The 26,195-nt window shown below is 60.6% G+C and carries 23 protein-coding genes and 1 tRNA gene; 14 read left to right on the top strand and 10 right to left on the bottom strand.

The genetic code is table 11. The features are described from left to right. Positions 1–89 precede the first annotated feature (89 nt). Both rpmF and ACSQ83_RS14290 read right to left on the bottom strand, forming a co-directional pair. Positions 90–269: a 50S ribosomal protein L32 gene (gene rpmF / locus ACSQ83_RS14295; protein ID WP_299710249.1), complete on the bottom strand. Its 180-nt coding sequence runs from the start codon at positions 267–269 to the stop codon at positions 90–92. Positions 270–444: 175 nt separating this feature from the next. Next, positions 445–1,098, bottom strand: a complete 654-nt coding sequence (locus ACSQ83_RS14290; RefSeq protein WP_414948999.1) for a DUF177 domain-containing protein — start codon at positions 1,096–1,098, stop codon at positions 445–447. 446 nt (positions 1,099–1,544) lie between these two features. Here ACSQ83_RS14290 and ACSQ83_RS14285 point away from each other — a divergent pair, with 446 nt between their 5' ends. Both ACSQ83_RS14285 and ACSQ83_RS14280 read left to right on the top strand, forming a co-directional pair. Further along, positions 1,545–2,159, top strand: coding sequence for a Maf-like protein (locus tag ACSQ83_RS14285; protein WP_436228588.1), 615 nt, complete (start codon positions 1,545–1,547; stop codon positions 2,157–2,159). Beyond that, a complete protein-coding gene (locus ACSQ83_RS14280) occupies positions 2,156–2,875 on the top strand; it encodes an SAM-dependent methyltransferase (RefSeq protein WP_436228587.1) in 720 nt (239 codons plus the stop codon). Before ACSQ83_RS14285 ends, ACSQ83_RS14280 begins: the two co-directional genes overlap by 4 nt. Before the next feature lie 72 nt (positions 2,876–2,947). Here the strand turns inward: ACSQ83_RS14280 and ACSQ83_RS14275 are convergent, their stop codons facing one another. The 4 genes from ACSQ83_RS14275 to ACSQ83_RS14260 form a co-directional block, all read right to left on the bottom strand. Then, positions 2,948–3,946, bottom strand: coding sequence for a S49 family peptidase (locus tag ACSQ83_RS14275; protein WP_436228586.1), 999 nt, complete (start codon positions 3,944–3,946; stop codon positions 2,948–2,950). Positions 3,947–4,042: 96 nt separating this feature from the next. After that, the gene (locus tag ACSQ83_RS14270; RefSeq protein ID WP_436228585.1) at positions 4,043–4,441 is read right to left on the bottom strand and encodes a Rieske (2Fe-2S) protein; all 399 of its coding nucleotides are present in this window, start codon (positions 4,439–4,441) and stop codon (positions 4,043–4,045) included. After that, positions 4,438–5,097: an HAD-IIIA family hydrolase gene (locus tag ACSQ83_RS14265; protein WP_414948990.1), complete on the bottom strand. Its 660-nt coding sequence runs from the start codon at positions 5,095–5,097 to the stop codon at positions 4,438–4,440. Before ACSQ83_RS14265 ends, ACSQ83_RS14270 begins: the two co-directional genes overlap by 4 nt. Then, the gene (locus ACSQ83_RS14260; protein WP_436228584.1) at positions 5,098–6,102 is read right to left on the bottom strand and encodes an RluA family pseudouridine synthase; all 1,005 of its coding nucleotides are present in this window, start codon (positions 6,100–6,102) and stop codon (positions 5,098–5,100) included. Between the two features lie 924 nt (positions 6,103–7,026). On the opposite strand from ACSQ83_RS14260, the gene ACSQ83_RS14255 reads away from it, so the two are divergent. The 6 genes from ACSQ83_RS14255 (at position 7,027) to ACSQ83_RS14230 (ending at position 14,732) form a co-directional block, all read left to right on the top strand. Beyond that, positions 7,027–10,434, top strand: a complete 3,408-nt coding sequence (locus ACSQ83_RS14255; protein WP_436228583.1) for an Rne/Rng family ribonuclease — start codon at positions 7,027–7,029, stop codon at positions 10,432–10,434. A 187-nt stretch (positions 10,435–10,621) separates the two neighbouring features. Next, positions 10,622–11,731 carry a GTP 3',8-cyclase MoaA gene (gene moaA / locus ACSQ83_RS14250; protein WP_436228582.1) on the top strand — a complete coding sequence of 370 codons (1,110 nt, stop codon included), beginning with the start codon at positions 10,622–10,624 and terminating at the stop codon, positions 11,729–11,731. A gap of 1 nt (position 11,732) precedes the next feature. Continuing rightward, positions 11,733–12,383 (top strand): molybdenum cofactor guanylyltransferase MobA, encoded by a 651-nt coding sequence (mobA, locus tag ACSQ83_RS14245; RefSeq protein ID WP_436228581.1) that lies wholly within the window; start codon positions 11,733–11,735, stop codon positions 12,381–12,383. A gap of 149 nt (positions 12,384–12,532) precedes the next feature. Further along, entirely contained in the window at positions 12,533–13,840 is a 1,308-nt protein-coding gene (gene moeA, locus ACSQ83_RS14240) for a molybdopterin molybdotransferase MoeA (protein WP_436228580.1), read from the top strand. Positions 13,841–13,968: 128 nt separating this feature from the next. Then, entirely contained in the window at positions 13,969–14,244 is a 276-nt protein-coding gene (locus ACSQ83_RS14235; protein WP_031363462.1) for a hypothetical protein, read from the top strand. Continuing rightward, positions 14,241–14,732 carry an N-acetyltransferase family protein gene (locus ACSQ83_RS14230; protein ID WP_436228579.1) on the top strand — a complete coding sequence of 164 codons (492 nt, stop codon included), beginning with the start codon at positions 14,241–14,243 and terminating at the stop codon, positions 14,730–14,732. The genes ACSQ83_RS14235 and ACSQ83_RS14230 overlap by 4 nt, the downstream gene beginning before the upstream one ends. A gap of 10 nt (positions 14,733–14,742) precedes the next feature. Here ACSQ83_RS14230 and rmuC read toward each other — a convergent pair whose 3' ends face one another. From rmuC to pncB, 4 genes are all read right to left on the bottom strand, one after another. Then, on the bottom strand, positions 14,743–16,218 hold the full coding sequence (gene rmuC / locus ACSQ83_RS14225) for a DNA recombination protein RmuC (protein WP_436228618.1): 1,476 nt from the start codon (positions 16,216–16,218) through the stop codon (positions 14,743–14,745). A gap of 2 nt (positions 16,219–16,220) precedes the next feature. Next, positions 16,221–17,201 carry a 2-hydroxyacid dehydrogenase gene (locus ACSQ83_RS14220; RefSeq protein ID WP_436228578.1) on the bottom strand — a complete coding sequence of 327 codons (981 nt, stop codon included), beginning with the start codon at positions 17,199–17,201 and terminating at the stop codon, positions 16,221–16,223. A 9-nt stretch (positions 17,202–17,210) separates the two neighbouring features. Beyond that, positions 17,211–18,620 carry a sodium:proton antiporter gene (locus ACSQ83_RS14215; protein ID WP_436228577.1) on the bottom strand — a complete coding sequence of 470 codons (1,410 nt, stop codon included), beginning with the start codon at positions 18,618–18,620 and terminating at the stop codon, positions 17,211–17,213. 227 nt (positions 18,621–18,847) lie between these two features. Further along, positions 18,848–20,038, bottom strand: a complete 1,191-nt coding sequence (gene pncB / locus ACSQ83_RS14210; RefSeq protein WP_414948972.1) for a nicotinate phosphoribosyltransferase — start codon at positions 20,036–20,038, stop codon at positions 18,848–18,850. Between the two features lie 481 nt (positions 20,039–20,519). Here pncB and fdxA point away from each other — a divergent pair, with 481 nt between their 5' ends. The 6 genes from fdxA (at position 20,520) to kdgD (ending at position 26,172) form a co-directional block, all read left to right on the top strand. Beyond that, a complete protein-coding gene (gene fdxA, locus ACSQ83_RS14205) occupies positions 20,520–20,843 on the top strand; it encodes a ferredoxin FdxA (RefSeq protein ID WP_299707510.1) in 324 nt (107 codons plus the stop codon). A gap of 132 nt (positions 20,844–20,975) precedes the next feature. Then, positions 20,976–21,051 (top strand) — tRNA-Asn (locus tag ACSQ83_RS14200). A gap of 321 nt (positions 21,052–21,372) precedes the next feature. After that, positions 21,373–22,116, top strand: coding sequence for a FadR/GntR family transcriptional regulator (locus tag ACSQ83_RS14195; protein ID WP_414967353.1), 744 nt, complete (start codon positions 21,373–21,375; stop codon positions 22,114–22,116). A gap of 352 nt (positions 22,117–22,468) precedes the next feature. Beyond that, positions 22,469–23,806 (top strand): MFS transporter, encoded by a 1,338-nt coding sequence (locus ACSQ83_RS14190; RefSeq protein ID WP_436228576.1) that lies wholly within the window; start codon positions 22,469–22,471, stop codon positions 23,804–23,806. Between the two features lie 31 nt (positions 23,807–23,837). Beyond that, positions 23,838–25,196, top strand: a complete 1,359-nt coding sequence (gudD, locus tag ACSQ83_RS14185) for a glucarate dehydratase (RefSeq protein WP_436228575.1) — start codon at positions 23,838–23,840, stop codon at positions 25,194–25,196. 58 nt (positions 25,197–25,254) lie between these two features. Continuing rightward, positions 25,255–26,172: a 5-dehydro-4-deoxyglucarate dehydratase gene (gene kdgD, locus ACSQ83_RS14180; protein ID WP_436228574.1), complete on the top strand. Its 918-nt coding sequence runs from the start codon at positions 25,255–25,257 to the stop codon at positions 26,170–26,172. The last annotated feature ends 23 nt before the right edge of the window (positions 26,173–26,195 follow it).

Raw genomic sequence — 26,195 nt, 5'->3', positions numbered from 1 at the left:
TGGTATACCGGGAACATGTCAAGCGCAAACAACCGCGACTCAGACCACGAGTCAAGACGGTGACGCGAGACGCAACAAGCGTCGTACGCTTAGTCGTTCTTCGTCTTGATGACTTTCTTGCCACGATAGTAGCCGTTCGGGCTCACGTGGTGACGCAGATGCACTTCACCCGTGCTCGGCTCAAGAGCCAGCGCCGGCGCGGTCAGGAAGTCGTGCGAACGATGCATGCCGCGCTTGGACGGCGATTTCTTGTTTTGCTGAACTGCCATGATAACTCCAGAAAAATTTTGCGAATTCTAACACAGCTCGACACATCCGAGACCCTGACCCCGAGCCAGTGAGTCTTTCCGGACGCATCGCGCCGACTGATGATTCGACACCCGACCTGGTGCCGGATGCCAATACTCTTTAGTGCGAGCGTTTGAAGCACACGCTTCGACACACTTAATGCGTGTTGTCGTCCGAACCGCCCTGCCTGAGCTTACCGAGCGCGGCGAACGGATTGGGTCTGCCCGAGCCGCCATCCTGCTGCGCGCTTGCATCGCCATTCAGACCACCATCGTCCAGCTCGCCCTCGGTGCCCGCGAGGCCCGTTACCAGGCTCTCATGCACTTCAGGACACACTTCGTGCTTCGGCACGAGCGGCAGGGCCAACAACAATTCATCTTCGATCAAGTCGATGAGATCGAACTGGCGTGAGCCAACGATCACTTCCACTTCATCGTTGTCTAGCGGAAATTCGTCCGCTTCATCTTCTGTCTCGACAATGCGATACGTTGCATCGACATCCAGATGTTGCGAATACGGCGAAAGACAACGCTGGCATTCGATCCAGACCGATCCGTGCACCGCGAGCCGCAAATAGGGCTGCGGCGCTTCGGTACCGTCGTCCTGCAACTCGGGCTGCATGGAGCCTTCGGCCTGCCATGAAAAAACCGTGTCGCGGTCGGGAGCATCTGCCGGCACTTCGTTCAACATACGCGGCAATTGCGAGACCCGTACACCACCTGCTGCCTGCCGACGGCTTTGGGCGAATTCGAACAAGTCGAGCGCGCGCAAGTCGGCGGGACATGCAGGTTTGCCAGGATTTTGTGTCATGTGCGCTCCTGCAGTGGTCGTTGCCGCGACGGCTGGATAGCTGGTCCGCGGAGGACGACCGGGGGTGAAACTGCAGTATGCACCGCACTAGACCCGTCCGGCTGGTGTGGTTTATCCCGATTTTCCAGCCGATTTTCCAGTTTTGGCAGCGGGCCGCATCTGGTTGCGCTTTTTGGCTCTTTTGGGCTTTCACCCTCGCCCGGCGAGGCGCTCGGTACACTCCAGCTTCCGTTGCCGTACCAGCATGCGTCGCTTTGTACGTAGCAAGGCCTTCGCATACCGATGAAAAGCCCAAAATCATAGCGGCTTTGTCTTTTCGAGTCAAACACTTATGCTTCGGTGGGCGGCGGCGCCATTTTTAGCTTCTTATTGGCTTCTTGGATCGGCCGCGACCCGTTTTCAGTGCCTGATTCAGTCCCTAACCTCGTTGTCTATAGCCATCTTTCATGCCCGACGTCTCAAATCAGCCGCGCCTCATCCTTGCATCGAGTTCACGCTACCGGCGGGAATTGCTCGAACGCCTGCGCATTCCCTTCGATGTGATCTCGCCCGATATCGACGAAACGCCGCTCGATGGCGAGACGCCGGAAGCCACGGCTGTCCGGCTATCGATTGCCAAGGCGCGCGCGGCCGCGGCCCGTGTGACCAATGCCTCCGGTGCGCTCGTGATCGGTTCGGATCAGGTCGCGACCTGCGACGGCCGGCAGATCGGAAAGCCCGGCACGCACGACAACGCTCGCGCCCAGCTTCAATCGATGCGCGGCAAGAGCGTCGAATTTCACAGCGCGCTGTGTCTCTTCGACAGCCGCACGAACCATATCCAATCAGCCGATATCGTCACGCGTGTGCAATTCCGCGAGCTGCCGGATGCGGAAATCGAAGCCTATTTAGTTGCCGAAACGCCCTACGACGTGGCGGGCAGCGCGAAATCGGAGGGATTGGGCATCACGCTTGTCGATGCAATCCATTCCGACGATCCCACCGCGCTGGTGGGTTTGCCGTTGATCGCGTTGTCGCGGATGTTGCGCGCGACCGGTTTTCCCTTGGCGGGGGCAGCATGAGCGGCGTTTTGTACCTGATCCCGAACACGCTCGGCGACGGCGACAGTGCCGCGCTCGCCGACGTCCTTCCCGAGCCCGTGCGTGCACGCGCCGCGTCGCTGCAGTACTACATTGGCGAGAACGCGAAAACCACGCGCGTCTTCCTGAAGAAGGTCGGAACCGAGCGGCCGATCCAGGAAATCGAAATCCGCGAACTCAATGTCAACACGCCGCCGGGCGAAGTCGACAAGTTGCTGAAGCCGATTCTGGCCGGTACCGACGCCGGCCTTGTCTCCGAAGCTGGCTGCCCCGCGGTCGCAGATCCAGGCGCCTTGCTCGTTCGTCGCGCCCACGAGCGCGGCGTCAAAGTGGTGCCGTTTGTCGGACCCAGTTCAATTTTGCTGGCGCTGATGGCATCGGGCATGAACGGGCAGAGTTTCGCGTTCAACGGCTATCTTCCCGTCGATGCCGCCGACCGGGGCAAGCGCCTGCGCGAACTGGAAGTGTTGTCGCGGAAGGCTAACCAGACGCAGATTTTTATCGAGACGCCGTACAGGAATCGTGCGCTGCTGGATACGCTGCTCGCGACCTGCGCGCCGTCCACGCTGGTGTGTGTCGCGGTCGACCTGACGTTGCCCACTGAGACGATCCTCACCCGAACGGTGTCGGAGTGGAAAAAGAAAGCCGCGCCGGAGTTGCATAAACGGCCAGCGATTTTCCTTTTGCTCGGGGCTTAGCCTAAAACGTAAAAAAACCGCTCGCCTGGGGACTCGAGGCGAGCGGTTTTCATTTGAAAAACGGTGCAAAACTTACTTCAGCTGCATCTTCCCGCCCATCATCAAAGCCTTCATCGACGCATTGCCGACCGCCGCGCCAAACTTGCGCGCCACGCGCTCGCCAATGCTCTCCTTCTGCGTGTAATCGACAATATCCGGCTGCTTGACGATCTCGCGCGCGACGTAATCGGCGTCGCCGAAACCATCGGCGAGGCCCAGTTCCACGCTCTTCTGACCCGTCCAGAACATGCCCGAGAACACATCGGGCGAGTCTTTCAGCCTTTTGCCGCGGCCTTGTTTGACGGCATCGATGAATTGCTGGTGAATCTGGTCGAGCATGTCCTGCGCGTGTGCATCCATCGCGGGGGTTTCAGGCGAAAACGGGTCGAATGCGCCCTTGTTCGCGCCCGATGTGTGCAGCCGGCGTTGCACGCCCAGCTTGTCCATCAGGCCCGTGAAACCGAAACCGTCCATCAGCACGCCAATCGATCCGACGATGCTCGCCTTGTCGACGTAGATTTTGTCGGCCGCCGCCGCCGCGTAATAACCACCCGACGCGCACATGTCACCCACCACCACATACAGCGGCTTCGACGGATATTTCGCCCGCAAGCGGGTGATCTCGCGATTGATGATGCCCGCCTGCACCGGACTGCCGCCCGGGCTGTTGCAGCGAAGGATCACCGCCGCAGTGCCGTCGTCCTCGAAAGCGCTGTCGAGCGCGGCGTTCACGTTGTCCGAACTGGCGTCGCTATTGGCGGAAATCTCGCCCTCCAGTTCAACCAGCGCCGTGTGGCGGGCGGATTTTGCGACTTTGTCACTGGTGAAATCGAACGCGCTCCAGACCGCGATCGCCAGGATCGCCAGGAACACGAATCGGAAAAAGATCCGCCAGCGGCGCGCGGCCCGTTGTTCGTTGATTGCCGCGAGCGCGATGCGTTCGAGCGCGGCGCGCTCCCAGTTTTCGCCGGTATCGCCGATGGAATTGGGACGCGCCTTATCCGCGGAATCGGTGGGAATTTGATCGGACATGCGTCGCCTGGTTGACTGATTGAAATTGAAAGGTGGGTTTGTTTCGAGTTGCGAGAAAAGCGCGAGAACGAATCGCAAGAGCAACCGCGAGAACGTTCAAGCTGGACGGATATCGTCGTCAGGAAGCCAGAAGACGGCGCGGCCTTCGGGTGTATCGCGATCTTCCGCTGCCACCCGTCGCAAACGTGCGCCGCGACATGGTCCACCGACGCATTTCCCCGTGTCCGGCTCGTAAATCGCGCCGTGAGTTGCGCACATCAAGTATAAGCCGGAGCTCTCGAAGAACTTGCCTTCGGACCAGTCCATCTCCATGGGCACGTGCGCGCAACGATTGAGGTAGCCAAAGGGTTTGCCGTCGTATCGGACGAAAAATACCGTGGCTTCGCCGCCCTTGTCGACCGCTTTGTGCCGAACGCCGTCGCCGCCGTCGACCAGTTTCTCCGATGCGCAGATTCGCACTGGGTCAAGGGGCCGATCAAGCGACGTTCCGGTCATGCATTCTCCCGCAGCCAGTCCCCCAGCGACGTGACGTTTTCGGCGACGAACAGCGGTTCCAGCGCATGCAGCGACTTGGCCGGATGCGCGCCGTACGTCACACCGACCGCCGCCGCGCCGGCATTCTTCGCCATCTGCAAGTCGTGCGTGGTGTCGCCGATCATCACGGTGCGGCTTACGTCCTGCCCGAGTTCACGCGTCAGTTCGTGCAGCATGGCCGGATGCGGCTTGGAGAACGTTTCGTCGGCACAGCGGGTGCCGTCGAAGAGGCTCGTCAGGCGCGACTGGTCCAGCGCGCGGTTCAAACCCACGCGGCTTTTGCCCGTGGCAACTGCCAGCAGATAACCTTCGTCGCGAAGGTTTTGCAGCATGCCGCGCACGCCGGCGAAGAGTTCGGTTTGCTCGCCCTTGATCAAATAATGGAAGCGATACCGCTCGGCAAGCTTCGGGTAATCGACGGGATCGAGCGTGGGCGCGGCAATCTGCAACGCGTCGCGCAGCCCCAGGCCAATCACGTAGCTTGCTGCTTCGTCGGCGGGAACGGGCAGGCCCAGGTCGCGGCACGCCGCCTGAATGCTGCGCGTAATGTGCGCCGTGGAATCCATCAACGTGCCGTCCCAGTCGAAGACAATCAGATCGAATTGCTGACGGGCCATTTATTGGGTCTCTCTAGAATTTTGCTTGAGTTGTTCGATAAAGCGCCGGCATTCGGCCGGCAACGGCGCCTCAACCTGAAGCGTCTCGCCCGTCGCCGGATGCACGAGTTTCAGCCGGAAAGCGTGCAAAAACATGCGTTTGAGCGATGGATCGGCGTTAGGACGGACCAGATTCTTGTTTAACGCAAAGTCGCCGTATTTAGTATCCCCGGCGATCGGCAGGCCGATATGCGCCATATGCACACGAATCTGATGCGTACGGCCTGTCTTCAGTTCCGCCTCGACCCACGCGTACTCGCTGAAGCGCTCGATCAGGTTGAACACGGTATGCGACGCAAGGCCGTCGTCCTGGACGCGCACGCGCCGCTCGCCTTCGGGCGTCAGGTATTTGTGCAGCGGTTCCTTCACGATCCGCCTGCGACCCCAACCCGCCAGCCAGTCGCCATGACCGACGGCCTGATAGCGTTTATCGATACGGTTATCGCGCATTTGCTCATGCACATTGATCAGCGCCGAGCGTTTTTTCGCGAGCATCAGCACGCCGGACGTCTCGCGGTCCAGCCGATGCACCAACTCGAGGAATTTTGCCTGCGGGCGGGCGTTGCGCAATTGTTCGATCACACCAAACGCCACGCCACTGCCGCCATGAACGGCGACACCGGCGGGTTTATCGATCACGATCAGATGATCGTCTTCAAATAGTATGGGGAATTCAGCCGCGGGCGCATTCGATGAAACCGGCGTTTCGTCCAGTTGCGCGGTACGAATAGGCGGGACGCGCACGAGATCGCCCATTTCGAGCCGATAAGCGGCGTCGATACGCCCCTTATTCACGCGCACTTCGCCGCTGCGCAAAATCCGGTAAATGTGACTTTTCGGTACGCCTTTACAGACGCGAAGTAGAAAATTGTCGATGCGCTGACCCGCCGCATTTTCGTCGATCTCGATCATTGAGACCTGTTCGCTTGCGACCTTTTTATGGGATGTTTTGCCTAACTCATTCATTCTGAATATAATTTGCGGACAGTCTGGAAAAAGCCACTAAGCTGGCCGGATGTTGTCAGACTGTACAGGTGCAAGTGTTAAACCGTTATTTTACTTGCGCCCAGGGCCAGTTGCTCACCCGGAAAACGGAGTAACAAGTTGCACGCACGACGATATCGCACGGCAGGGACGGTGCCCACAGGCGCGTTCGGTCGAGTCGATCGTCGACACGGTAACGGATTTTTGGCGATCAAGAATTTTATCGGCGAGAGACAGTGAGGTCCGGTTTAAAACCCGGCTTCTTCCGGATGTGACCCGGGTATCAGGCAGGTATCTAAAAGATATCGGGCGGGTATCAAGTTAGGGTGAACGGAACATTGTCGCTTGGCCGTTGCGAAGAAAACGGCTTCTGTTGCAAGCTGCGCTGAAACGGGCGAAGCGTGGCAGAGGACGCAACAAGACGAGACACCCAACGCGGTTATCGGGCGCTTTGAGCACCTGGCTAGCCGCAACGGCAACCTGCTGCAGGTTTGAAAAACGTCGGTCGGTTTGCTTGGTCGCGCTGGTTTGCGCGACAACCTTCCTCCCGTTTGACCCTGCATCGGGCCGCAACCGGCTGCTGCTGGCTGCGCTGCCGGCTCTTCGAGTAGTTTGAAGGACGTCGAGCCGAAAGCGCTGTGCCGCTTAAGCCGCGCCGTTGCTTCACGGCGTGTCAAAGTCTTTTCGCATGTGCCCCGAGGCTTGCTGCCCGTCACGACGCATTTCGTCGCTGACCGGCCGCCAGACCTGTTCCAGGCAATTCTCCCCCGCCAGAACTCTCGCTCCAGCGTGCTTTGTGACAACACACACAAAAAAGCGCGGCGCGCCCGCCCTCCTGCTTCACGCGATTGACAACCGCGCGAATTCGCTCGACGGGGGCCGGTAGAGCCGCTCTGGAGCCGTCCAATGAAACGCATGCTGTTTAACGCGACGCAGCAAGAAGAATTGCGCGTCGCCATCGTCGATGGGCAAAAACTCATCGACATCGACATCGAAACCGCCGGGCGCGAACAGCGCAAAGGCAATATCTACAAGGGAGTCATCACCCGCATCGAGCCGTCGCTCGAAGCCTGCTTCGTGAACTATGGCGAAGACCGCCACGGTTTTCTGCCGTTCAAGGAAGTCGCCCGCCAGTATTTCAAGGACGGCGTCGACATGCGCTCCGCGCGCATCCAGGACGCGCTGCGCGAAGGCCAAGAACTGATCATCCAGGTCGAAAAGGAAGAGCGCGGCAACAAGGGCGCGGCCCTGACCACGTTTATCTCGCTCGCCGGACGTTACCTCGTCCTGATGCCGAACAACCCGCGTGGCGGGGGTGTATCGCGTCGGATTGAAGGCGACGAGCGTCAGGAATTGCGCGAAACAATGTCCCAGCTCGATTTGCCGGAAGGCATGAGCATCATTGCGCGAACCGCAGGCATTGGCCGCTCGGCCGAAGAACTGCAGTGGGACTTGAACTACCTAATGCAATTGTGGCGCGCGGTAGAAGCGGCGTCGCAAAGCGGTGTAGCCGGCAAGCCGATGCTGATTTATCTCGAATCCAGCCTCGTGATCCGCGCGATCCGCGATTACTTCCAGCCGGATATCGGCGAAATTCTGATCGATACCACCGAGATCCATGACCAGGCCAGCGCCTTCATGGACATCGTGATGCCGGATAACCTGTCCAAGGTTAAGCGTTATCACGACGACGTTCCCCTCTTCTCCCGTTTCCAAATCGAACACCAGATTGAAACCGCGTATTCGCGCACGGTGCCGTTGCCCTCGGGCGGCGCGATCGTGATCGACCACACGGAAGCGCTGGTGGCTATCGACGTGAACTCGGCGCGCTCGACGAAGGGCGCGGATATCGAGGAAACGGCGACCCGCACGAACCTCGAAGCCGCCGATGAAGTCGCGCGCCAGTTGCGCCTGCGGGATCTGGGCGGCTTGATCGTGATCGACTTTATCGACATGGAGTCGGCCAAGAGCCAGCGCGAAGTCGAGCAGCGCCTGAAAGACGCGTTGAAGCACGATCGTGCACGCGTACAAATGGGCAAGATTTCGCGCTTCGGTTTGATGGAACTGTCGCGTCAGCGCCTGCGTCCGGCGCTCTCCGAAGGCAGCCACGTGACATGCCCGCGTTGTAACGGAACGGGCCACATTCGCGATACCGAATCGTCCGCGCTGCAAGTGCTGCGGATCATTCAGGAAGAAGCGATGAAGGAAAACACCGCGGCAATTCATTGCCAGGTGCCGGTGGAAGTCACTGCTTTCCTGCTGAACGAAAAGCGTTCGGAAATCAACAAGATCGAGTCGCGATTCAAGGTCAACGTCGTGTTGATCCCGAACAAGCATCTCGAAACGCCGCATTACAAGCTGGAACGCCTGCGTCACGACGATACGCGTCTCGACGAACCGCGTGCCTCCTGGAAGATGGCCGAAGAAGCGGCGCACGAACTGGAATCCGAAACGGGCTACAGCAAGCGCACCGAAGAAATCAAGCCGAAGCAGGAAGCGATGGTCAAGGGCATCACGCCGGCATCGCCCGCGCCTAGCGCACCGGTAAAGGTGATCGCGCCGGTTGCAGCGCCTGCGCCGGTGGTGGCAGCATCGACAGGCGGGTTTATCGGCTGGCTGAAGAATCTGTTTGGCGTGCAACCCGAAGTGAAACCGGTGCCCGTGCCGGTCGTCACGCCCGCACCGGCACGTCCGGCACGCGGCGAACGGCCGGAGCGGTCGGGCCAGGGTGGCGATCGGAACCGTAACCGTCGTGGCGGCGGTGCGGCTTCGCGCGATAGCGCTGCTGCTACTGGCGCTTCTGGTTCGACGCCAAGCGCGCCGGGCACGGCGGGTGGCCGTCAGCCGCGCCGCGAGGAACGGGAACCGAAGGAAACGCGTGAACCGCGTGAAGCTCGGGAAACCCGCGAGCCGCGCGAACCGCGTGGTGGACGTGAAGGCCGCGAGCCGCGTGAAGCACGCGAAGGCCGCGAACCGCGTGAGGCACGTGAAGGACGTGAGCCGCGTGAGAATCGTGGCGAACGCGGTGGTGAACGCACGCCGGAAAGCGCTGAAGCCGCCGATCGCGGTCAACGCCGTGAACGTGGCGAACGTCCGGAACGGGGCGAACGCCGCAAGCCGCAGCCGGAAGCCGCTGTCGAAGCATTGACGCAAGGCGAAACGGTCGTGTCGGAGTTGACGGACAACGCGCTGTCAGGCCAGGAATCGCAGCAGAACGGCAACGCTGACGCATTGCAGGCCGATCAGGCCAGCGCAGCGCGTGAGGGCGAAGAGCGCCGTCGTCGCCGTCGGGGTCGTCGTGGTGGACGCCGTGATCGTGAAGAAGATGGCGTGACGGCCAATCAGGCGGGTGACACTGCTGAAAACGAAGGCAATGCCGACAGCGAGCGCGCTCAGGCCGGTGTGTTCGACACGGATTCGTCGAATGAAGCCGATGACAGCCGCGATTTCGCACCTGTTGTGGCTAAACCGGTTGTCGCTCAACCCGTTGAGACGGCGCAGGCAGTGCAAGCGCCTGTGCAAGAACCTGCGCACGCAGTCACGGTCGAGCCGGTTTCGGCCGCCGCGATCAGCGTGACGGAGTTGCCTGAACCGGTTCGTGTCACGCAAGCGGCGCCGGTCGAAGCAGTGCCCGTGGAAGCAAAGCGCGCCGAAGCCGAAGGGTTTGTCGTGTCGCATGGGGCGCAGGAAGTGCACGCGGCCGAGCAAACCAGCGCAACGGTTGTCGAAGCGCCAGCAACGAACATCTTCGAAAAGCCAGTCTCACGGCCGATCGAAAATCCGTTCGGACCAACGCCCAAGGTCGCGGAAGAAAAGGTCGAAAGTCCTTTCGCCGATACCCCGAAGGCAGCGGAACCCGCGGCCGCCGTTGCTCACGCAGCGCCGCAAGCCGAGGTTGCTGAACCGGTGAAAACGGCGCCTGTCGCCGCAACGCCGGAATCGGACCTGATTTTGCCGATCGCATCGCCCGCGCCTGTTGTGGCTGAGGCGTCTGCGCCGGTCGAATCCGAGCCGGTGAAGACGTTCGAACCGGTGGAAACCGTGGCTCCCGCAGCGCCCGCTACCGTAGCGGTTGCTCCGGTTGCTCCCGTCGCGCCTGTCACCTTGAAGGAAGAAGTGCTCAAGCCGATGCTGGATACGGCGGGCCTCGTCTGGGTGAACACCGACGCCGACAAGCTCCGCGCGGCCCGCGAAGCTGCAGCGCAGGCTGAAGCGCCGAAACGTGTCGTGCGCGAACGCAAGCGCCTGCCGCCGCTCGACGCCGCGCCGATGCAGCAAGTCGAGACGGGTAACGACGCACACGACGCACACTAAACGCGTCTGACGTTTCGAAAAGCGCCACATGACTTCGGTCGGTGGCGCTTTTTTTATTGGTCGCGTGACAAATGCCCGTGAAAAGGTCACGGCAAGCCGCTTTAAAACCGTCCTTCCGCTAAAATGAATTGTTCGATGTTCATAGCAGCCGCCCTACCGTCGCCGCTGCACGAGAAATAAAACGATCATGTCCCGACGCATCATTCCTGTTACCGATGTCAGCGCGATCCCGGATTTTTCCGGCATCGCTGCGACGCCGCGCGGACTGCTCACCGACCGGCTGTCGCGTGAGTTGCGCGATTTGCGCATATCGGTGACTGATCGTTGCAATTTCCGCTGCGTGTACTGCATGCCGCGCGAAGTTTTCGATAAAAACTACGCATTTCTGCCTCACAGCGCGCTGCTGTCGTTTGAGGAAATCGAGCGGTTGGCACGGTTGTTCGTCGCGCACGGGGTTGAAAAAATCCGGCTGACCGGCGGCGAACCGCTGTTGCGCAAGAACATCGAATTCCTGATCGAACGATTAGCGCTGCTGCGCACGCCGGAAGGCCGTCCGCTCGATATCACGCTCACCACTAACGGCTCGATCCTCGCCCGCAAGGCGCGCTCGCTGAAAGACGCGGGGTTGTCGCGGGTAACGGTAAGCCTCGACGCCCTCGACGACGCGTTGTTTCGCCGCATGAACGACGCCGATTTCGCCGTCGCGGACGTGCTCGAAGGCATCGAGACCGCGCACGCCGTTGGCCTCGCGCCGCTGAAGGTCAACATGGTGGTCAAGCGCGGGACGAACGACCACGAAATCGTGCCGATGGCGCGCCATTTCAAAGGCAGCGGCACGGTGCTGCGCTTTATCGAATATATGGATGTGGGTGCGTCGAACGGCTGGAACATGAGTGAAGTGTTGCCGTCGGCGGAGGTGGTCGCGCGCATTGCAGGGCATTTCGCGCTGCTGCCGCTCGAAGCCCACAACGACGCAGAAACCGCGCAACGCTGGGGTTACCAGGACGGCGGCGGTGAAATTGGCGTTATTTCGAGCGTGACGCGCGCGTTTTGCGGTTCGTGCACGCGCGCCCGCCTCTCTACCGAAGGCAAGCTGTATTTGTGCCTGTTCGCCACGTCCGGCCACGACTTGCGCGCGTTGATGCGCAGCGGCGCGAGCGACGCCACGGTTGCAACCGCCATCGCCCGGATCTGGGAAGCACGCACGGACCGCTATTCGGAACTTCGCGGCAGCAATGCGTTGCCGGCGGTCGATCCGGACGCGCCGCGCGTCGAAATGTCGTACATCGGCGGCTGACATGGCCGAGCTCACGCAGCCAACCGATACTCCCGGCCATCCCTTTCCGAAGCACGACATCACCGGCGTGGTGCTCGCGGGTGGACGCGGATCGCGCATGGGCGGCGTCGATAAAGGCCTGCAGCCGCTCGACCTCGAACCGCTTGCGCTCCACGCGCTGCGCGCGCTCAAGCCGCAATGCGGCGCGATGCTGATCAGCGCCAATCGCAGCCTCGAGATCTACGCGCAACTTGGCATGCCGTTCCAGGCAAAGGTGATTGCCGATGCGTTTCCCGATTTCCCTGGCCCGCTTGCCGGGATATCGGCGGCGTTGCATGCAGCATCCACTGAGTTCGTGCTGTTCGTGCCCTGCGATGCGCCTTTCGTCGATCCTCACCTGGCCGAACGCCTATTCGATGGCCTGAGCGCCGAACACGCGGATATCGCGATGGCAACCGTCGCCGATGCCACCGGCGAACGCCACGTTCACCCGGTTTTCGCGATGCTGCGCACGTCGCTGGTGGACGATCTTGACGCATTTATTCTTGCCGGCGAGCGCAAGGTCCGCGCGTGGTACGCGCGCCACAAGGCGGTAGAAGTGACCTTCGCCAACGAGCGTGCGTTTTACAATGTCAACGATTTGCAGCAGCTAGCCGATCTCAACCGCAACTAAGCACCGGTTCGTTTCATTCCGTGCTCAGGTTTGCGGCGAGGCCCCGGCTTGGTCAGCGCCGCACTTGCCTGCGCCAGCATCCTCGACATGCCAGCCTTTTCCACCGGTCCGCCCGCGGGCTTTGATCGCGACTTCCGCTCCACCCATCGATGAACACACCCAGGCACTTTTCGAGCTGCGTCGCCGAGTACGATCCGAACGCGCTGCCCGTCAGCGCGGCGCAGGAAATCGTGCGCCAGTGGGCGTTGCCGCGCGGCCGTATCGAAGTGGAACGCGTGCGTCTCTTCGACGCACTCGACCGGGTGCTGGCAGAAGACGTTATCTCGCCGATCAACGTCCCTTTCCACGACAACTCGGCCATGGACGGTTATGCGTTCGATGGCTCCACGTTGCCGGATGGACCGGATGATGAACCGCTTCGCTTGACGGTCGCCGGAACCGCGCTCGCCGGACAACCCTTCGAAGGTAGTCCGCTCGCCGCCCAGTGCGTGCGCATCATGACCGGTGCGCTGATCCCGCCGGGGTGCGATACGGTCGTTCCGCAAGAGCTCGTACAGCGCACCGGCGACGCCATCACGTTCGCCGCAGCGCGTATCGTGCGCGGCGCGAATCGGCGGCTCGCAGGCGAGGATCTCGCGCAGGGCCAGCCGGCGTTGCGCCAGGGTCGTATCGTGCGCGCGTCGGATCTTGGTTTGCTTGCGTCGCTGGGCATTGGCGAGGTCGCGGTGCAACGGCGCTTGCGTGTCGCGTTTTTTTCAACCGGCGACGAATTGCGTTCGGTTGGTGAAACGCTGGCGCCGGGTTGTGTCTACGACAGTAACCGCTATACCCTCTTCGCCATGTTGCGCCGGATGAACGTGGAACCGGTCGACCTGGGAATCGTGCGTGACGATCGTGCATCGCTTGAACGGGCTTTGCGTCAAGCTACGCAAGATGCCGACGTGGTGATCAGTTCGGGTGGTGTGTCCGTAGGCGACGCTGACTTCACGCGTGACCTGATGAACGCGCTTGGCGACGTGGCGTTCTGGAAGATCGCGATGCGTCCGGGCCGGCCGCTCGCGTTTGGCCGCCTGTGGTCGGGCAAGCGTCCGGGCGAAGGCGAGTCTGCGTTGTTCTTTGGCTTGCCGGGCAATCCCGTCGCGGTAATGGCGACGTTTTATTTCATCGTGCGCGAGGCGCTGCTCGCCATGTCGGGCGCGACGCCGCATGCGCTGCCGTTGATATCGGCGACGAGTTCGCAGCCGATCAGCAAACGCGCCGGGCGCACGGAGTTTCAACGCGGTGTTGCACGCCGGGACGCCGCCGGGCGTTGGCATGTGGTGATCACCGGGCCGCAAGGCTCGGGCGTGCTGAGTTCAATGAGCGAAGCCAATTGCTTCATTGTCCTGAAGCACGACGCAGGAAACATCGATGCCGGAGACAGCGTCGAAATCCTGCCATTCGACGGCCTGATCTAGTTTCAAAGGCTTTTCGACAACCTGCTTCAAGAACCTGAACCTTAAGAACCTGAACTGCCGTCGCGACATGCGCGGCTAAAACGGACGGTTCGAATGCATTGCACTATGACTGACGGGGCTTTTCCTTCATGAAAAAACAGATTTCGTTCATCGCGCCGGGACAAACGGCCAAAGCGCTGATTCTCGTGTACCTGACCTTCAGCGTACCGATCGTGTTGCTTGGCGTGCTGGTTGCGTTCTTCCGATACGGCTCAGTCGAACTGAGCACCGTGACAAGCGCACTGCTGCTCAATGCCATTCTCGGCTTCATCTTGCTGTGGATTGCTTGCCACGCTTACAACTGGGTGGCGTCGCGATTCGGCGGCATTGAGATCGTCTTGTCCGACGCGCCGGAAGAGGCATGATGAGCACTCAGATCCGACCCGCAGCGCCCGCCGATGTCGGCGCGATTTTTAGCTTGATGATCGAGCTAGCCGAGTTTGAAAAGCTCATGCACATGTTCATTGCAACCGAGGCCGGCGTGCACGACGCGCTGTTCGGCGCGCGGCCGTGTGCCGAAGCGCTGGTGGCCGAAGAAGACGGCCGCATAGTGAGTTATGCGCTGTTCTTCCAGAATTATTCAACCTTTCTAGGCAAGCGCGGGTTGTATCTGGAAGACCTGTACGTGAAACCGGGCATTCGCGGCAGCGGACTCGGCACCAAGATGCTCCGTGCCTTGGCGGCGCTTGCGGTGGAACGCCAGTGCGGCCGCTTCGAATGGACCGTGCTCGATTGGAACGCAAACGCCATCGGCTTCTACGAGAAGATGGGCGCAACCGTGCTGCCCGACTGGCGCATCGTGCGCATCACCGGCGACGCATTGGCTACGCTGGCTTCGCCTGCTGTGGCTTGAGGACCGAGTTCTAAGCGCCAGGTTCGTGGCGATCCACTGATTCCTCACCTTCATCGCCGAGCAGGTTGGCCGCCTGCTCGCCCGGCAACGCTTCCACGTCGCGAAGCTTCTTGCTCATCTGCCGCGTCCGCGTTTCCGCCGATTCAATAGAGCGCGTCACCGCCTCAAGCTGCGAGCGCGTCTTCGACAGCACTTCGCCAAACTTCCTGAACTCCGTTTTCACTGCGCCGAGCACTTGCCAGACTTCACTGGAACGCTGCTCGATTGCCAGCGTCCTGAACCCCATTTGCAGGCTATTCAGCAACGCGGTCAACGTGGTCGGCCCCGTCACGCTCACCCGATATTCCCGCTGCAGAAAATCGGTCAACCCAGGACGGCGCAGGATTTCTGCATACAGGCCTTCGGTAGGCAGGAATAACAACGCGAAGTCCGTGGTGTGTGGAGGCGCAACATACTTCTGGGCGATGGCCTTCGCCTCCGCACGAATGCGGCCTTCCAGCGCACGTGACGCCTCCTCGACTGCCACCACATCTGCTCGATCTTGCGCATCGATCAGACGTTCGTAGTCCTCGCGCGGAAACTTCGCGTCGATAGGCAGCCACACCGGCGTAGCCACCGCATTCGGGCCGCTCTGGCCGGGCGCGTCGTGACGGCCAGGCAGCTTGATTGCGAACTCCACGCGGTCGTTGCTCTTCGGAATGGTTGCGACATTCTTCGCGTACTGGTCCGGCGTCAGCAATTGTTCGAGCAACGATTCGAGCTGCACTTCGCCCCATGTTCCACGCGTCTTCACGTTGGTCAGCACCTTCTTCAAGTCGCCAACCCCTGCCGCCAGCGTCTGCATTTCCCCCAATCCGCGATGCACCTGTTCCAGCCGGTCCGACACCAGCTTGAACGATTCACCCAGCCGTTGTTCGAGCGTGGCGTGCAGCTTTTCGTCGACGGTGCGGCGCATTTCTTCGAGCTTCGCCGCGTTGTTCGCTTCGATATCCTTCAGCCGCGCTTCTAGCGTTGCGCGCACTTCAGTCAGGCGACGGTCATTCGACTCTGACATCTGCGCGAGCTGCAACGTGAGGGCATCGCCGAAACGCTTCAGCGCCTGACTTTGTTCATCGCGTGCGTGCTGGCCTTGCAGCGCGTTGCTCTCCGTCAGCGTGACCAGTTGCCGGGAGAACGCCTCAAGCTGCGTGCTCTGGACGTTCGCCATGCTCGCGAGTTGCGTCGCGAGCGTCTGCTGGAATTGAGCGAACGCGGTGCCCGCCTCGGTACGCGACGCGCGGGACGTTTCGGTGACTTCGCCCCTCACGTTGCGTTCAAGCCGCTCCTGGCCGCGCGCGTGCGCTTCGCCCATATCGATGATCCGATGGGCCAGCGCCTCGAACTGCTCCTCGACCTCTGTTCCGCGCTTCGGCCGCAACAACAGCACCAACGCGATCACCAGAGCGATCGCGAGGACAGCGACACCTACGCTCAACAGCAACAACATGTTCATTTCTTCCGCACTTCCGGATTGATCGGGTTTGGCGGATTGCCCGCGCGCGGACCTTCACCCAGCGCGGCGATCAAGTTGTCCGCGGCGAGATTGGCCATGGCGCGGCGCGTGGATTCGGTCGCGCTGGCAATGTGCGGTGTGAGCACCACGTTCGACACCGTCAGGAAATCACGATTGAAATTCGGCTCGCCTTCGAACACATCGAGCCCGGCCGCCGCGATGGTCTTGTTGCGCAACGCCTGGATCAGCGCAGCGTCGTCGACGATCCCGCCACGCGCGATGTTCGTCAGCGTAGCCGTAGGTTTCATGCTTGCCAGTTCAGCCGCGCCGATAGTGTGGTGATTCTCGGCGGTGTACGGCAACACCAGCACGACGTGATCAGCGCGCTTGAGCAAATCCGCCTTCGACACATACTCTGCGTTCAGGTCCGCCTCGATCTCCGGCGCGGCGCGCGAACGGTTGTGATAGATCACGCGCATGTTGAACCCGCGCGCGCGCCGGGCGAGCGCCTGACCAATGCGGCCCATGCCAAGCACACCGAGCGTGGAACCGCATACGTCGGTGCCCAGGAACGCGTCGTAGGACCATGTGCCCCACTTGCCCGCGCGCAGGAAGTGCTCCGATTCCGCAATACGCCTTGCAGCGGCCATCATCAGCGCCCAGCCGAAGTCGGCCGTGCTCTCGTTCAACACGTCCGGAGTATTGGTGCCGAGCACGCCGTGCGCGTTCAACGCCTGCATGTCGAAGTTGTTGTAACCCACGGCCATGTTCGACACGACCTTCAGGTTCGGCGCGCCTTCCAGGACCTTCGCCGTGACGGGATCGCCTGCCAGCAAGGCGCCGTCGCGATCAGCCATGCGGCGCGCGAATTCGTCGGAGCCAAGCGGTGCGCCCGGATTGGCATCGACTTCAAAATACTGCCGGAGACGTTCGATAACGTCCGGGAAAATGGGGCGGGCAACCAGCACCTTCTTCATCGACTTCTCCTAAAAGAACAGCCATCCAGTAAGCAGGAACAAGGGCAGCAAAATAACGGTCGACCAGCCAAGATACGCGAAGAATCCCGGCATCACGATGCCGCGCGATTCGGCAATCGCCTTGACCATGAAGTTTGGCGCATTGCCGATATAGCTGTTCGCGCCCATGAACACGGCACCGGCCGAGATGGCCGCGAGCGTGGTGGCGCCGGTCGTCATCAACGTTGGGGCGTCACCGCCAGCAAGGTTGAAGAACACGAGATAAGTCGGCGCGTTGTCGAGAAATGACGACAGCAGGCCCGTTGCCCAGAAGTACGCAATGTCGATGGGTTTGCCGCTTGCATCGGTCACCATGTGCACGATGCCGGCAAACGCACCGTCCGCACCCGCGCGCAGGATCATGATCACGGGCGCGATGGTAATGAAGATGGCGGCAAACAACTTCGCGACTTCTTCAATAGGCGCCCAGTTGAACGCGTTGCCTGCGCGCGCGCTTTTCGGCGTGAGCACGAGCGACAAGAGCGTCACCACGACGAGCAGCCCATCGCGCACGGCGTTCTGCAACGCGACATGCGTACCGAATACATCAAACTCGATGCCCGGTTTCCACAAGCCGCTCATTAGCACCAGCGCGACCACCGCCGCGAGCAAAACGAAATTGATCTTGCCGTCCACGCTCAATGCCGTCTTCACCTCACTCCGATGCACCACGTCTTCCTTGGCGAAGTAATAACGGTCGAGCGCGTAGAAAAGCGCCAGCAAAACCACGCAGATGAAGAGCGTTGGCGCGGCGAGATGCACCGTGGTCCAGAAAAAACTCACGCCATTCAGGAAGCCGAGGAACAGCGGCGGATCCCCGAGCGGCGAGAGCGAACCGCCGGCATTGGCCACAAGAAAGATGAAGAACACCACGCGATGCACAACGTGCTTGCAATGTTCATTGGCGCGCAGCAGCGGGCGAATCAGCAGCATGGCCGCGCCCGTTGTTCCCATAATGCTGGCGAGCACCGTGCCAAGCGCGAGCAGCCCGGTATTCAGGCGCGGGGACCCGTGCAGGTCGCCATGCAGGCAGATGCCGCCCGCGACAGTAAACAGCGCCGTGAGCAGGATGATGAACGGCACATACTCTTCCAGCATGGCATGCACGAAGGTCGCGAATGCAACCTGCGTACCGAAGCCAAGTGCAAAAGGGACAAGAAACAGGAGCGCCCAAGCCGCCGATATCTTGCCGAAATGAGAATGCCAGGCGTGCGGCGCGATCAGCGGAACGATCGCGATGGACAACAGGATCCCGGCGAACGGAAGTGCCCATAGCGGAGACAGCGTGGCGCCATTCAGCGATGCCGCGGATGCGGTCAAGGGCAGCAAGAGCAGCGCCAGGCCTTGCCATAAACGTTGCCTGTTTACGGACGTGCTCATGCTGGAGCGCTACCGCTTGCAATTTGGCGTACGGCCGATGGTTTCATGATGCTGTCCTCGTTGGCCTGTGCGTCGTGGCGAGTGCCACGCGGCGTTTGCCGCGTGGCATTTGAATCGCGGCATGTGCGTCGATCAAGGACTCGATTATAACGATCGCACCCACTCGAATACCCTCGACCGAACGGCTAACGCGGGGCAGCATCGACCTTCAACAACAGCTTCGCGAGCTACAGTTCATCCACGGGTTTAGCGATGTCGAACACCTGGCGCAGGTAGGCAAGATAAGCCTGGTCGTCGCACATGTTCTTGCCGGGGGAATCGGATAGTTTGGCCACGGGCTGGCCGTTGCAGCGAACCATCTTGATCACGATCTGCAACGGCTGATAGCCAAGATCGTTAGTCAGGTTGGTGCCCACGCCGAAGGCGAGCTGACAGCGGCCATGGAAACGTTCGTAGAGACGCAGGACCTTCGGAATGTCGAGTGCGTCGGAGAACACCAGCACCTTGGTGCGCGGGTCGCAACGGTTCTCTTCGTAATGGCGGATCAGCCGCTCGCCCCAGTCGAACGGGTCGCCGGAGTCGTGGCGGGCGCCGTCGAAAAGCTTGCAGAAGTACATGTCGAAGTCGTTGAGGAACGCCTTCATGCCGTAGACGTCGGAGAGCGCAATGCCCAGGTCGCCGCGATATTCCTTCGCCCACATCTCGAAGCCGAAGATCTGCGAATCTCGCAGCCGTGGGCCGAGCGCCTGGCAAGCTTGCAGGTATTCATGCGCCATGGTGCCGAGCGGACGCAAGCCGTGCTTCATCGCGTAGTAGACGTTGCTCGTGCCCGTGAACTGCTCGCCCAGGCCTTCCTTCAGTTTGAGGATCACCTCTTCATGCCACTGCTTGGAAAACCGCCGGCGGGTGCCGTAGTCGGCGATCTTGCAGTCGGCAACTTCGGGGCGGCCGCCGAGCAACTGGATCTTGTCATGCAGGCGGTCACGGCCGGTATCGAAGGTCGGGTCGCGCTGCGTATTGCGGAAATAGACCTCGTTGACAATCGCGAGGATCGGAATCTCGAACAGGATGGTGTGCAGCCACGGACCAACAATATCAATGTCGATCTCGCCGTTCTGCTTGGCGGAGGGCTTGATCGTGACGGACTTCTCGTTGAGATGAAAGAGCGCGAGGAAGTCGATGAAATCGCTCTTGATGAAGCGCATCCGGCGAAGATATTCGAGCTCCTCTTCCTTGAAGCGCAGATGGCAAAGCTGGCGCACTTCGTCGCGTATCTCATCTATATACGGCACGAGATCGATATCCGGCGTGCGGCAGCGGAACTTGTATTCCGCGTGGGCTGCCGGGAAGTGATGCAGCACGACCTGCATCATCGTGAACTTGTAGAGATCGGTGTCGAGCAGCGAATGGATAATCATGGTTCCAGACGAACGGCTAGGGAAACGAGTAAAAGCGCGAGTAAAGGGCGAGTAGAACCGCCCACAAGCGCGCGGATAAAACCGCAAACGGACCCGGCACGCCCCAATGAACTGCCTGCTTTGCCCCCGGCGGCCTCCAGTGCATGTTACCCGAAGTGTCCAGCCGGAGCGGCACGCCCACTCTGGCGAAACACGCTGGACAGCAGGTGCGCAGGAGCGCGTCGGCGACCCATAAACAAATCACTAAACGATATAAGGTCTTCTAACCCGGGGTCGCGCTCAAATATACCGGTACGCTACAATATCGGTTTTGGCGCGCAGATCGTGCACAGTCGGGTTATATAGTTAGGCTAAAGCGCTCAAAGCTCTATACCCCTGCCCCGAATAGAGTCTCTCGGTTAGAGACGCTCGGTTCGCTGGCTGGACCCCGACTTCATGTTGCCCTCGCCGCCTCCCACGAATTCTGTATGCAGGAGCCTGAATGACTCACGTTGTGACCGAAAGCTGCATTAAGTGCCGCTATACCGATTGCGTGGACGTGTGCCCAGTGGATTGCTTCCGCGAAGGTCCCAACTTCCTGTCGATCGATCCTGACGAGTGCATCGATTGCGCCGTTTGCGTCGCCGAATGCCCGGTCAATGCGATCTATGCCGAGGAAGATGTCCCCGGTGATCAACAGCATTTCATTGAACTGAACGCCGAACTGTCGCGCGGCTGGCCGAGCATCACCAAGACCAAGGCGCCGCTGCCCGAGGCCGACGAATTCAAGGACGTGAAAGAGAAGCTTGAGCTGTTGGCGCGTTGAGCCCGAGGGGCCACACGTCGTGGCATTCTGAGTAACGCTTCGCTAGTTTGTGACTTTTTGAATTGAGATGATCGCAGGGTGTTGACAGGCTAGATTCTCCTCCATATAATTTCGTTTCTCTGCTGCAGATGTTCCTCGATAGCTCAGTTGGTAGAGCGCCGGACTGTTAATCCGTAGGTCCCTGGTTCGAGCCCAGGTCGAGGAGCCAAAAAGATTTCAGCTCGAAAAGCCCAATCGAAAGATTGGGCTTTTTGCATTCTGGGCCGTAAATCAAGCTCAATAATCTTGGGATCACAAATACGCCGCAGTATCGATACCGCCCTCAGCGCCATCGATCAATCAGGACAGTTGAACATATATTCGCCTGGTCAACGAGTGCCCCCCAGCCTCTCCCTTCAATCAGATCACCCGCTTACCCGATCATCCAATCTTTAAAATTGATGGTCGTCAGACAACGGTATAATCTTGTCTATCCACTGCACTTCCGAACTACGACACCGCCACCCGGCTGACCCAAGGAGCGTTTCTGATGGTCGAATCCCTCACATCCGTCATAACACCCCGACGCGCCCGAAACCTGGCGGAAAGCGTGTTCGACTACGTGATCGAACAGATTGAATCCGCTGCGCTGAAGCCGGGCGACAAGCTCCCCACCGAAGCGAAACTCATGCTGACGCTCGGCGTGAGCCGCACGGTTGTACGTGAAGGTATTTCTCGCCTGCAGGCCAACGAGGTTATCGAAACACGTCATGGCATTGGCAGTTTCGTGCTGGAACCACGTCGCGAAAAACTGGGCATCGACATGGTGCCGGCCACCACCTTGCGTGACGTGTTGTCCGTGCTTGAATTGCGTATCAGCCTGGAAACCGAATGCGCCGGCCTCGCCGCACAGCGCGCGCAGCCGGAAGATCTCGTGCGCATGCGCGCGGCGCTCGACGCAATAGAGGCCACCAGCCGCAACGGCAGCGACAGCGTCGCGGCCGATCTCCAGTTCCATATCGCGCTCGCCCGGGCGACCGGAAACCGCTATTTCGTCGATATCCTGACCCAGATGGGCAGCGCCCTGATCCCGCGAAACCGCATCGATTCAGCGGGGATTGCGAAAGCCGATCCGAAAGCCTACGTCTCGCTGGTCAATCTTGAGCACGAGAGCATCCTCGAAGCCATCACGCGACGCGACGCCGAAAGCGCGCGCGCCGCCATGCGCATGCATTTATCGAATAGCCGGGAACGCCTGCGCCGCGCGAATCAGTCAAGCGAAGCGGCCGGCTAAGGCAGCTCGCGTAACGCCAGCGCCGAGTGACCGAATAACATCTATCTCACAGACGGGCGCCTGCAGCCGCATCAGCAGGTGCCCAACTCCTGCCAGCACATCCCCGAACATCAATGATCTTGTCTGACGTCCGACTTTAATCCATAATCTTGTCAGCACAATCGATGAAAATTACATCTCATACATCGGGAACCGCGCCGTGGACACGGGTTAACACCCATTTTGACCGTCCTCATACCACTTTTAGAATGTCATCAGACAACGTATCACACGTTGTGAGACTGCGAATTGACTTACGGCGGTCGCATCGATACCCCGGACTGACCGGGAAGTCATCCGGAGATGAATTTTTGTGACGCCCGACCTCACCTTATCGACACCCGACGCGCTGACATCGGCGGCGTCAAAAGTTAAGCGCCACGTGTTGCCGCTTTTCCTGATCATGTTCATCGCGAACTACATCGACCGGGTGAATATCGGCTTCGTCAACACGCATATGCAGACGGACCTGGGGATTGGCGCCGCGGCGTACGGGTTGGGGAGCGGCTTGTTCTTCGTCGGCTATGCGTTGTTCGAAGTGCCGTCGAATGTGCTGATGGCGCGCTTCGGCGCACGCGCGTGGCTCACGCGGATAATGTTCACCTGGGGCCTGGTCGCGGGCGCCATGGCCTTCACCTGGAACGACACGTCGTTCTATGTCATGCGGTTCCTGCTAGGCGTTGCCGAGGCCGGCTTTTTCCCGGGCGTGGTGTATTACTTCACGCAATGGTTGCCGCAAAAAGAGCGTGGCAAAGCGGTCGCGATCTTCCTGGGCGGCTCGGCACTGGCGTCGGTGTTATCGGGGCCCGTGTCAGGCGCCCTGCTTTCGATACGCGGCTTCGGCCTGCACGGCTGGCAGTGGATGTTCCTGATCGAAGGCCTGTTTTCAATCCTGCTGTGCGGCGTGAGCTGGTTCATGCTCAAGTCCCATCCCCGCGACGCCAAATGGCTCTCCGCGCAAGAACAACAGGCGCTGAGCACCGCGATTGCCCGCGAGCAGGCAGAGCGGGAAGCAGCCGGCAACGCGCATCTGCCGATCACAAGGCTCTTGAAAGACCCGCAGATCGTGCTGTTCTGCGTGCTGTATTTCGCGATCCAGCTGACTATCTATGCCGCCACGTTCTGGCTGCCGACCATCATCCGCAAGATGGGCGGCCTGAGCGATTTCCAGGTCGGCCTCTATAACGCGGTGCCGTGGCTGATCGCGATGTTCGCGATGTATTGCTTCGCGATGTTGTCGGCGAAATGGCGCTTCCAGCAGGCGTGGCTCGCGCTCGCACTGGTCATTGCTGCGTGCGGATTGTTTGCATCGACCTCGGCGAACCCGGTCTTTTCGTTCGTCGCCATCTGCTTTTCTGCGATCGGTTTTAAAGCAGCGGCGTCGCTGTTCTGGCCACTGCCGCAGGGATACCTCGATGTACGCGTCGCGGCCGGCGTGATCGCGCTGATCAACTCGGTCGGCAACCTGGGCGGCTTTTTTGCGCCGGCAGCGTTCGGTTATCTGCAGCAACACACGGGCTCGATCTCCGGCGGTCTGTATGGGCTGGGAATTGCGTCGATCATCGCGGCCGTTATCGCGTTTTTCGCGAAGGACCGGTTGACCGGCCGCCCCGAACACGCCACCGAACCAAACCCGACCCCGGCCGCTTAAGAGCCCAAATCAACTCACACTGAGCACGTCCATGTCCCCGAACCCAAGCGTTTCAACCGCTGCGAACGCCACGCCCACCGTCACTGAACTTCGCGTGGTCCCGGTTGCCGGCCGCGACAGCATGTTGCTGAACCTCAGCGGCGCGCACGGCCCGTTCTTCACGCGCAACATCGTGATCCTGCGCGACAGCGCGGGGCATACGGGCGTTGGAGAAGTGCCGGGCGGCGAGAGCATCCGCAAGACGATCGATGACGCGCGTCCGCTCGTCGTCGGCCAGTCGATCGGCAATCTGCACGCCGTGCTCAACACCACGCGCAAGCAATTCGCGGATCGCGATGCCGGCGGACGCGGCACGCAGACCTTCGACTTGCGCACGACCATCCATGCCGTGACCGGACTTGAAGCTGCGTTGCTCGACTTGCTCGGCCAGCATCTTGGCGTGCCCGTGGCGGCGTTGCTCGGCGAAGGCCAGCAACGCGATGAAGTGGAGATGCTCGGCTACCTGTTTTATATCGGCGATAAAAACAAGACCGACCTGCCCTATTCCGAGGGCACAAACGGCACCGATGACTGGACCCGCCTGCGCAACGAAGAAGCGATGACGCCTGAAGCCATCGTGCGGCTGGCGGAAGCCGCGCACGCGCGTTATGGCTTCAACGATTTCAAGCTGAAGGGCGGCGTGCTTTCCGGCGATGCGGAAATCGAAGCGGTCACGGCGATCGCCGAACGCTTCCCCAAAGCCCGCGTGACGCTCGACCCGAACGGCGCGTGGTCGCTATCCGAAGCGGTGCGTCTGTGCCGCGACCAGCATCACGTGCTCGCGTACGCCGAAGACCCGTGTGGTGCCGAAAACGGTTATTCCGGCCGCGAGGTCATGGCTGAATTCCGTCGTGCCACGGGCCTGCCGACGGCGACCAACATGATCGCGACCGACTGGCGCCAGATGGGCCACGCGATTCAGTTGCAATCGGTGGACATTCCGCTCGCCGATCCGCATTTCTGGACGATGCAAGGCTCGGTTCGCGTGGCGCAAATGTGCAACGAGTGGGGCCTGACGTGGGGCTCGCATTCGAACAATCACTTCGACATTTCGCTCGCCATGTTCACGCACGTCGCGGCGGCAGCGCCCGGCAAGATTACTGCCATCGATACCCACTGGATCTGGCAGGACGGCCAGCGTCTGACGCGCGAGCCGCTGCAGATCGTGGGCGGCAAGGTGAAGGTGCCGGCGCGGCCGGGACTGGGTGTGGACATCGATATGGACGAACTCGATAAAGCCCACGCGCTGTATCAAGAACACGGTCTGGGCGCCCGCGACGACGCCATCGCGATGCAATACCTGATCCCGAACTGGACCTTCGACAACAAGCGCCCGTGCCTCGTGCGCTGATTTTCTCAACTCAACGGCGCATTTAGCGACTCACCCAAAAACCAATTCACGACCGACCATGACAACACCTCAAGAGCTCAAGCAAATCGTTTCCGAAGGGCTGCTGTCCTTTCCGTTGACCGACTTCGACGAACAAGGCGACTTCCGCGCCGATACCTATGCTGCGCGTCTGGAATGGCTTGCACCGTATGGCGCGACGGCATTGTTCGCGGCCGGTGGCACAGGCGAATTCTTCTCGCTGACGCACAGCGAATATTCGAACGTGATTCGCACGGCAACGGAAACCTGCAAGGGCCGTGTGCCGATCCTCGCCGGTGCGGGCGGTGCGACGCGGGTGGCGATTGCTTATGCGCAGGAGGCCGAACGGCTTGGCGCGAACGGTATTTTGCTGATGCCGCATTACCTGACCGAAGCCAGCCAGGAAGGCATTGCCGCGCACGTCGAACAGGTGTGCAAGGCGGTGAAGAACATTGGCGTGATCGTGTATAACCGCGCCAATTCAAAGCTTAACGCCGACATGCTCGAACGCCTCGCCGATACCTGCCCGAACCTGATCGGCTTCAAGGACGGCGTGGGTGAGATCGAAAACATGGTGACGATCCGTCGCCGGCTGGGTGACCGGTTTTCGTACCTCGGCGGCTTGCCGACGGCCGAGGTTTATGCAGAAGCGTATAAGGCGCTGGGCGTGCCGGTGTATTCATCGGCGGTATTCAACTTCATTCCGAAGACCGCGATGGAGTTTTATAAAGCGGTGGCATCGCAGGATCGCGTGACGACTGGCCGCCTGCTCGATGAGTTCTTCATGCCGTACCTCGCGATTCGCAACCGCAAGGCGGGTTATGCGGTGAGTATCGTGAAGGCGGGGGCGAAGCTGATTGGCCGCAGCGCCGGTCCCGTGCGCGCACCGTTGACCGACCTGACCGAAGATGAAATGGCGCAGCTCGACGTGCTGATCAAGAAGCTCGGCGATCAATAAAGTTCGCGGCAGTTAAAAAGCCG

It is taken from the genome of Caballeronia sp. LjRoot29 (assembly GCF_964252755.1).
Classification (GTDB): domain Bacteria; phylum Pseudomonadota; class Gammaproteobacteria; order Burkholderiales; family Burkholderiaceae; genus Caballeronia.
The sequence above is the reverse complement of the archived record's forward strand: the minus strand, read 5'-3'. Positions and strand labels throughout refer to the sequence as shown.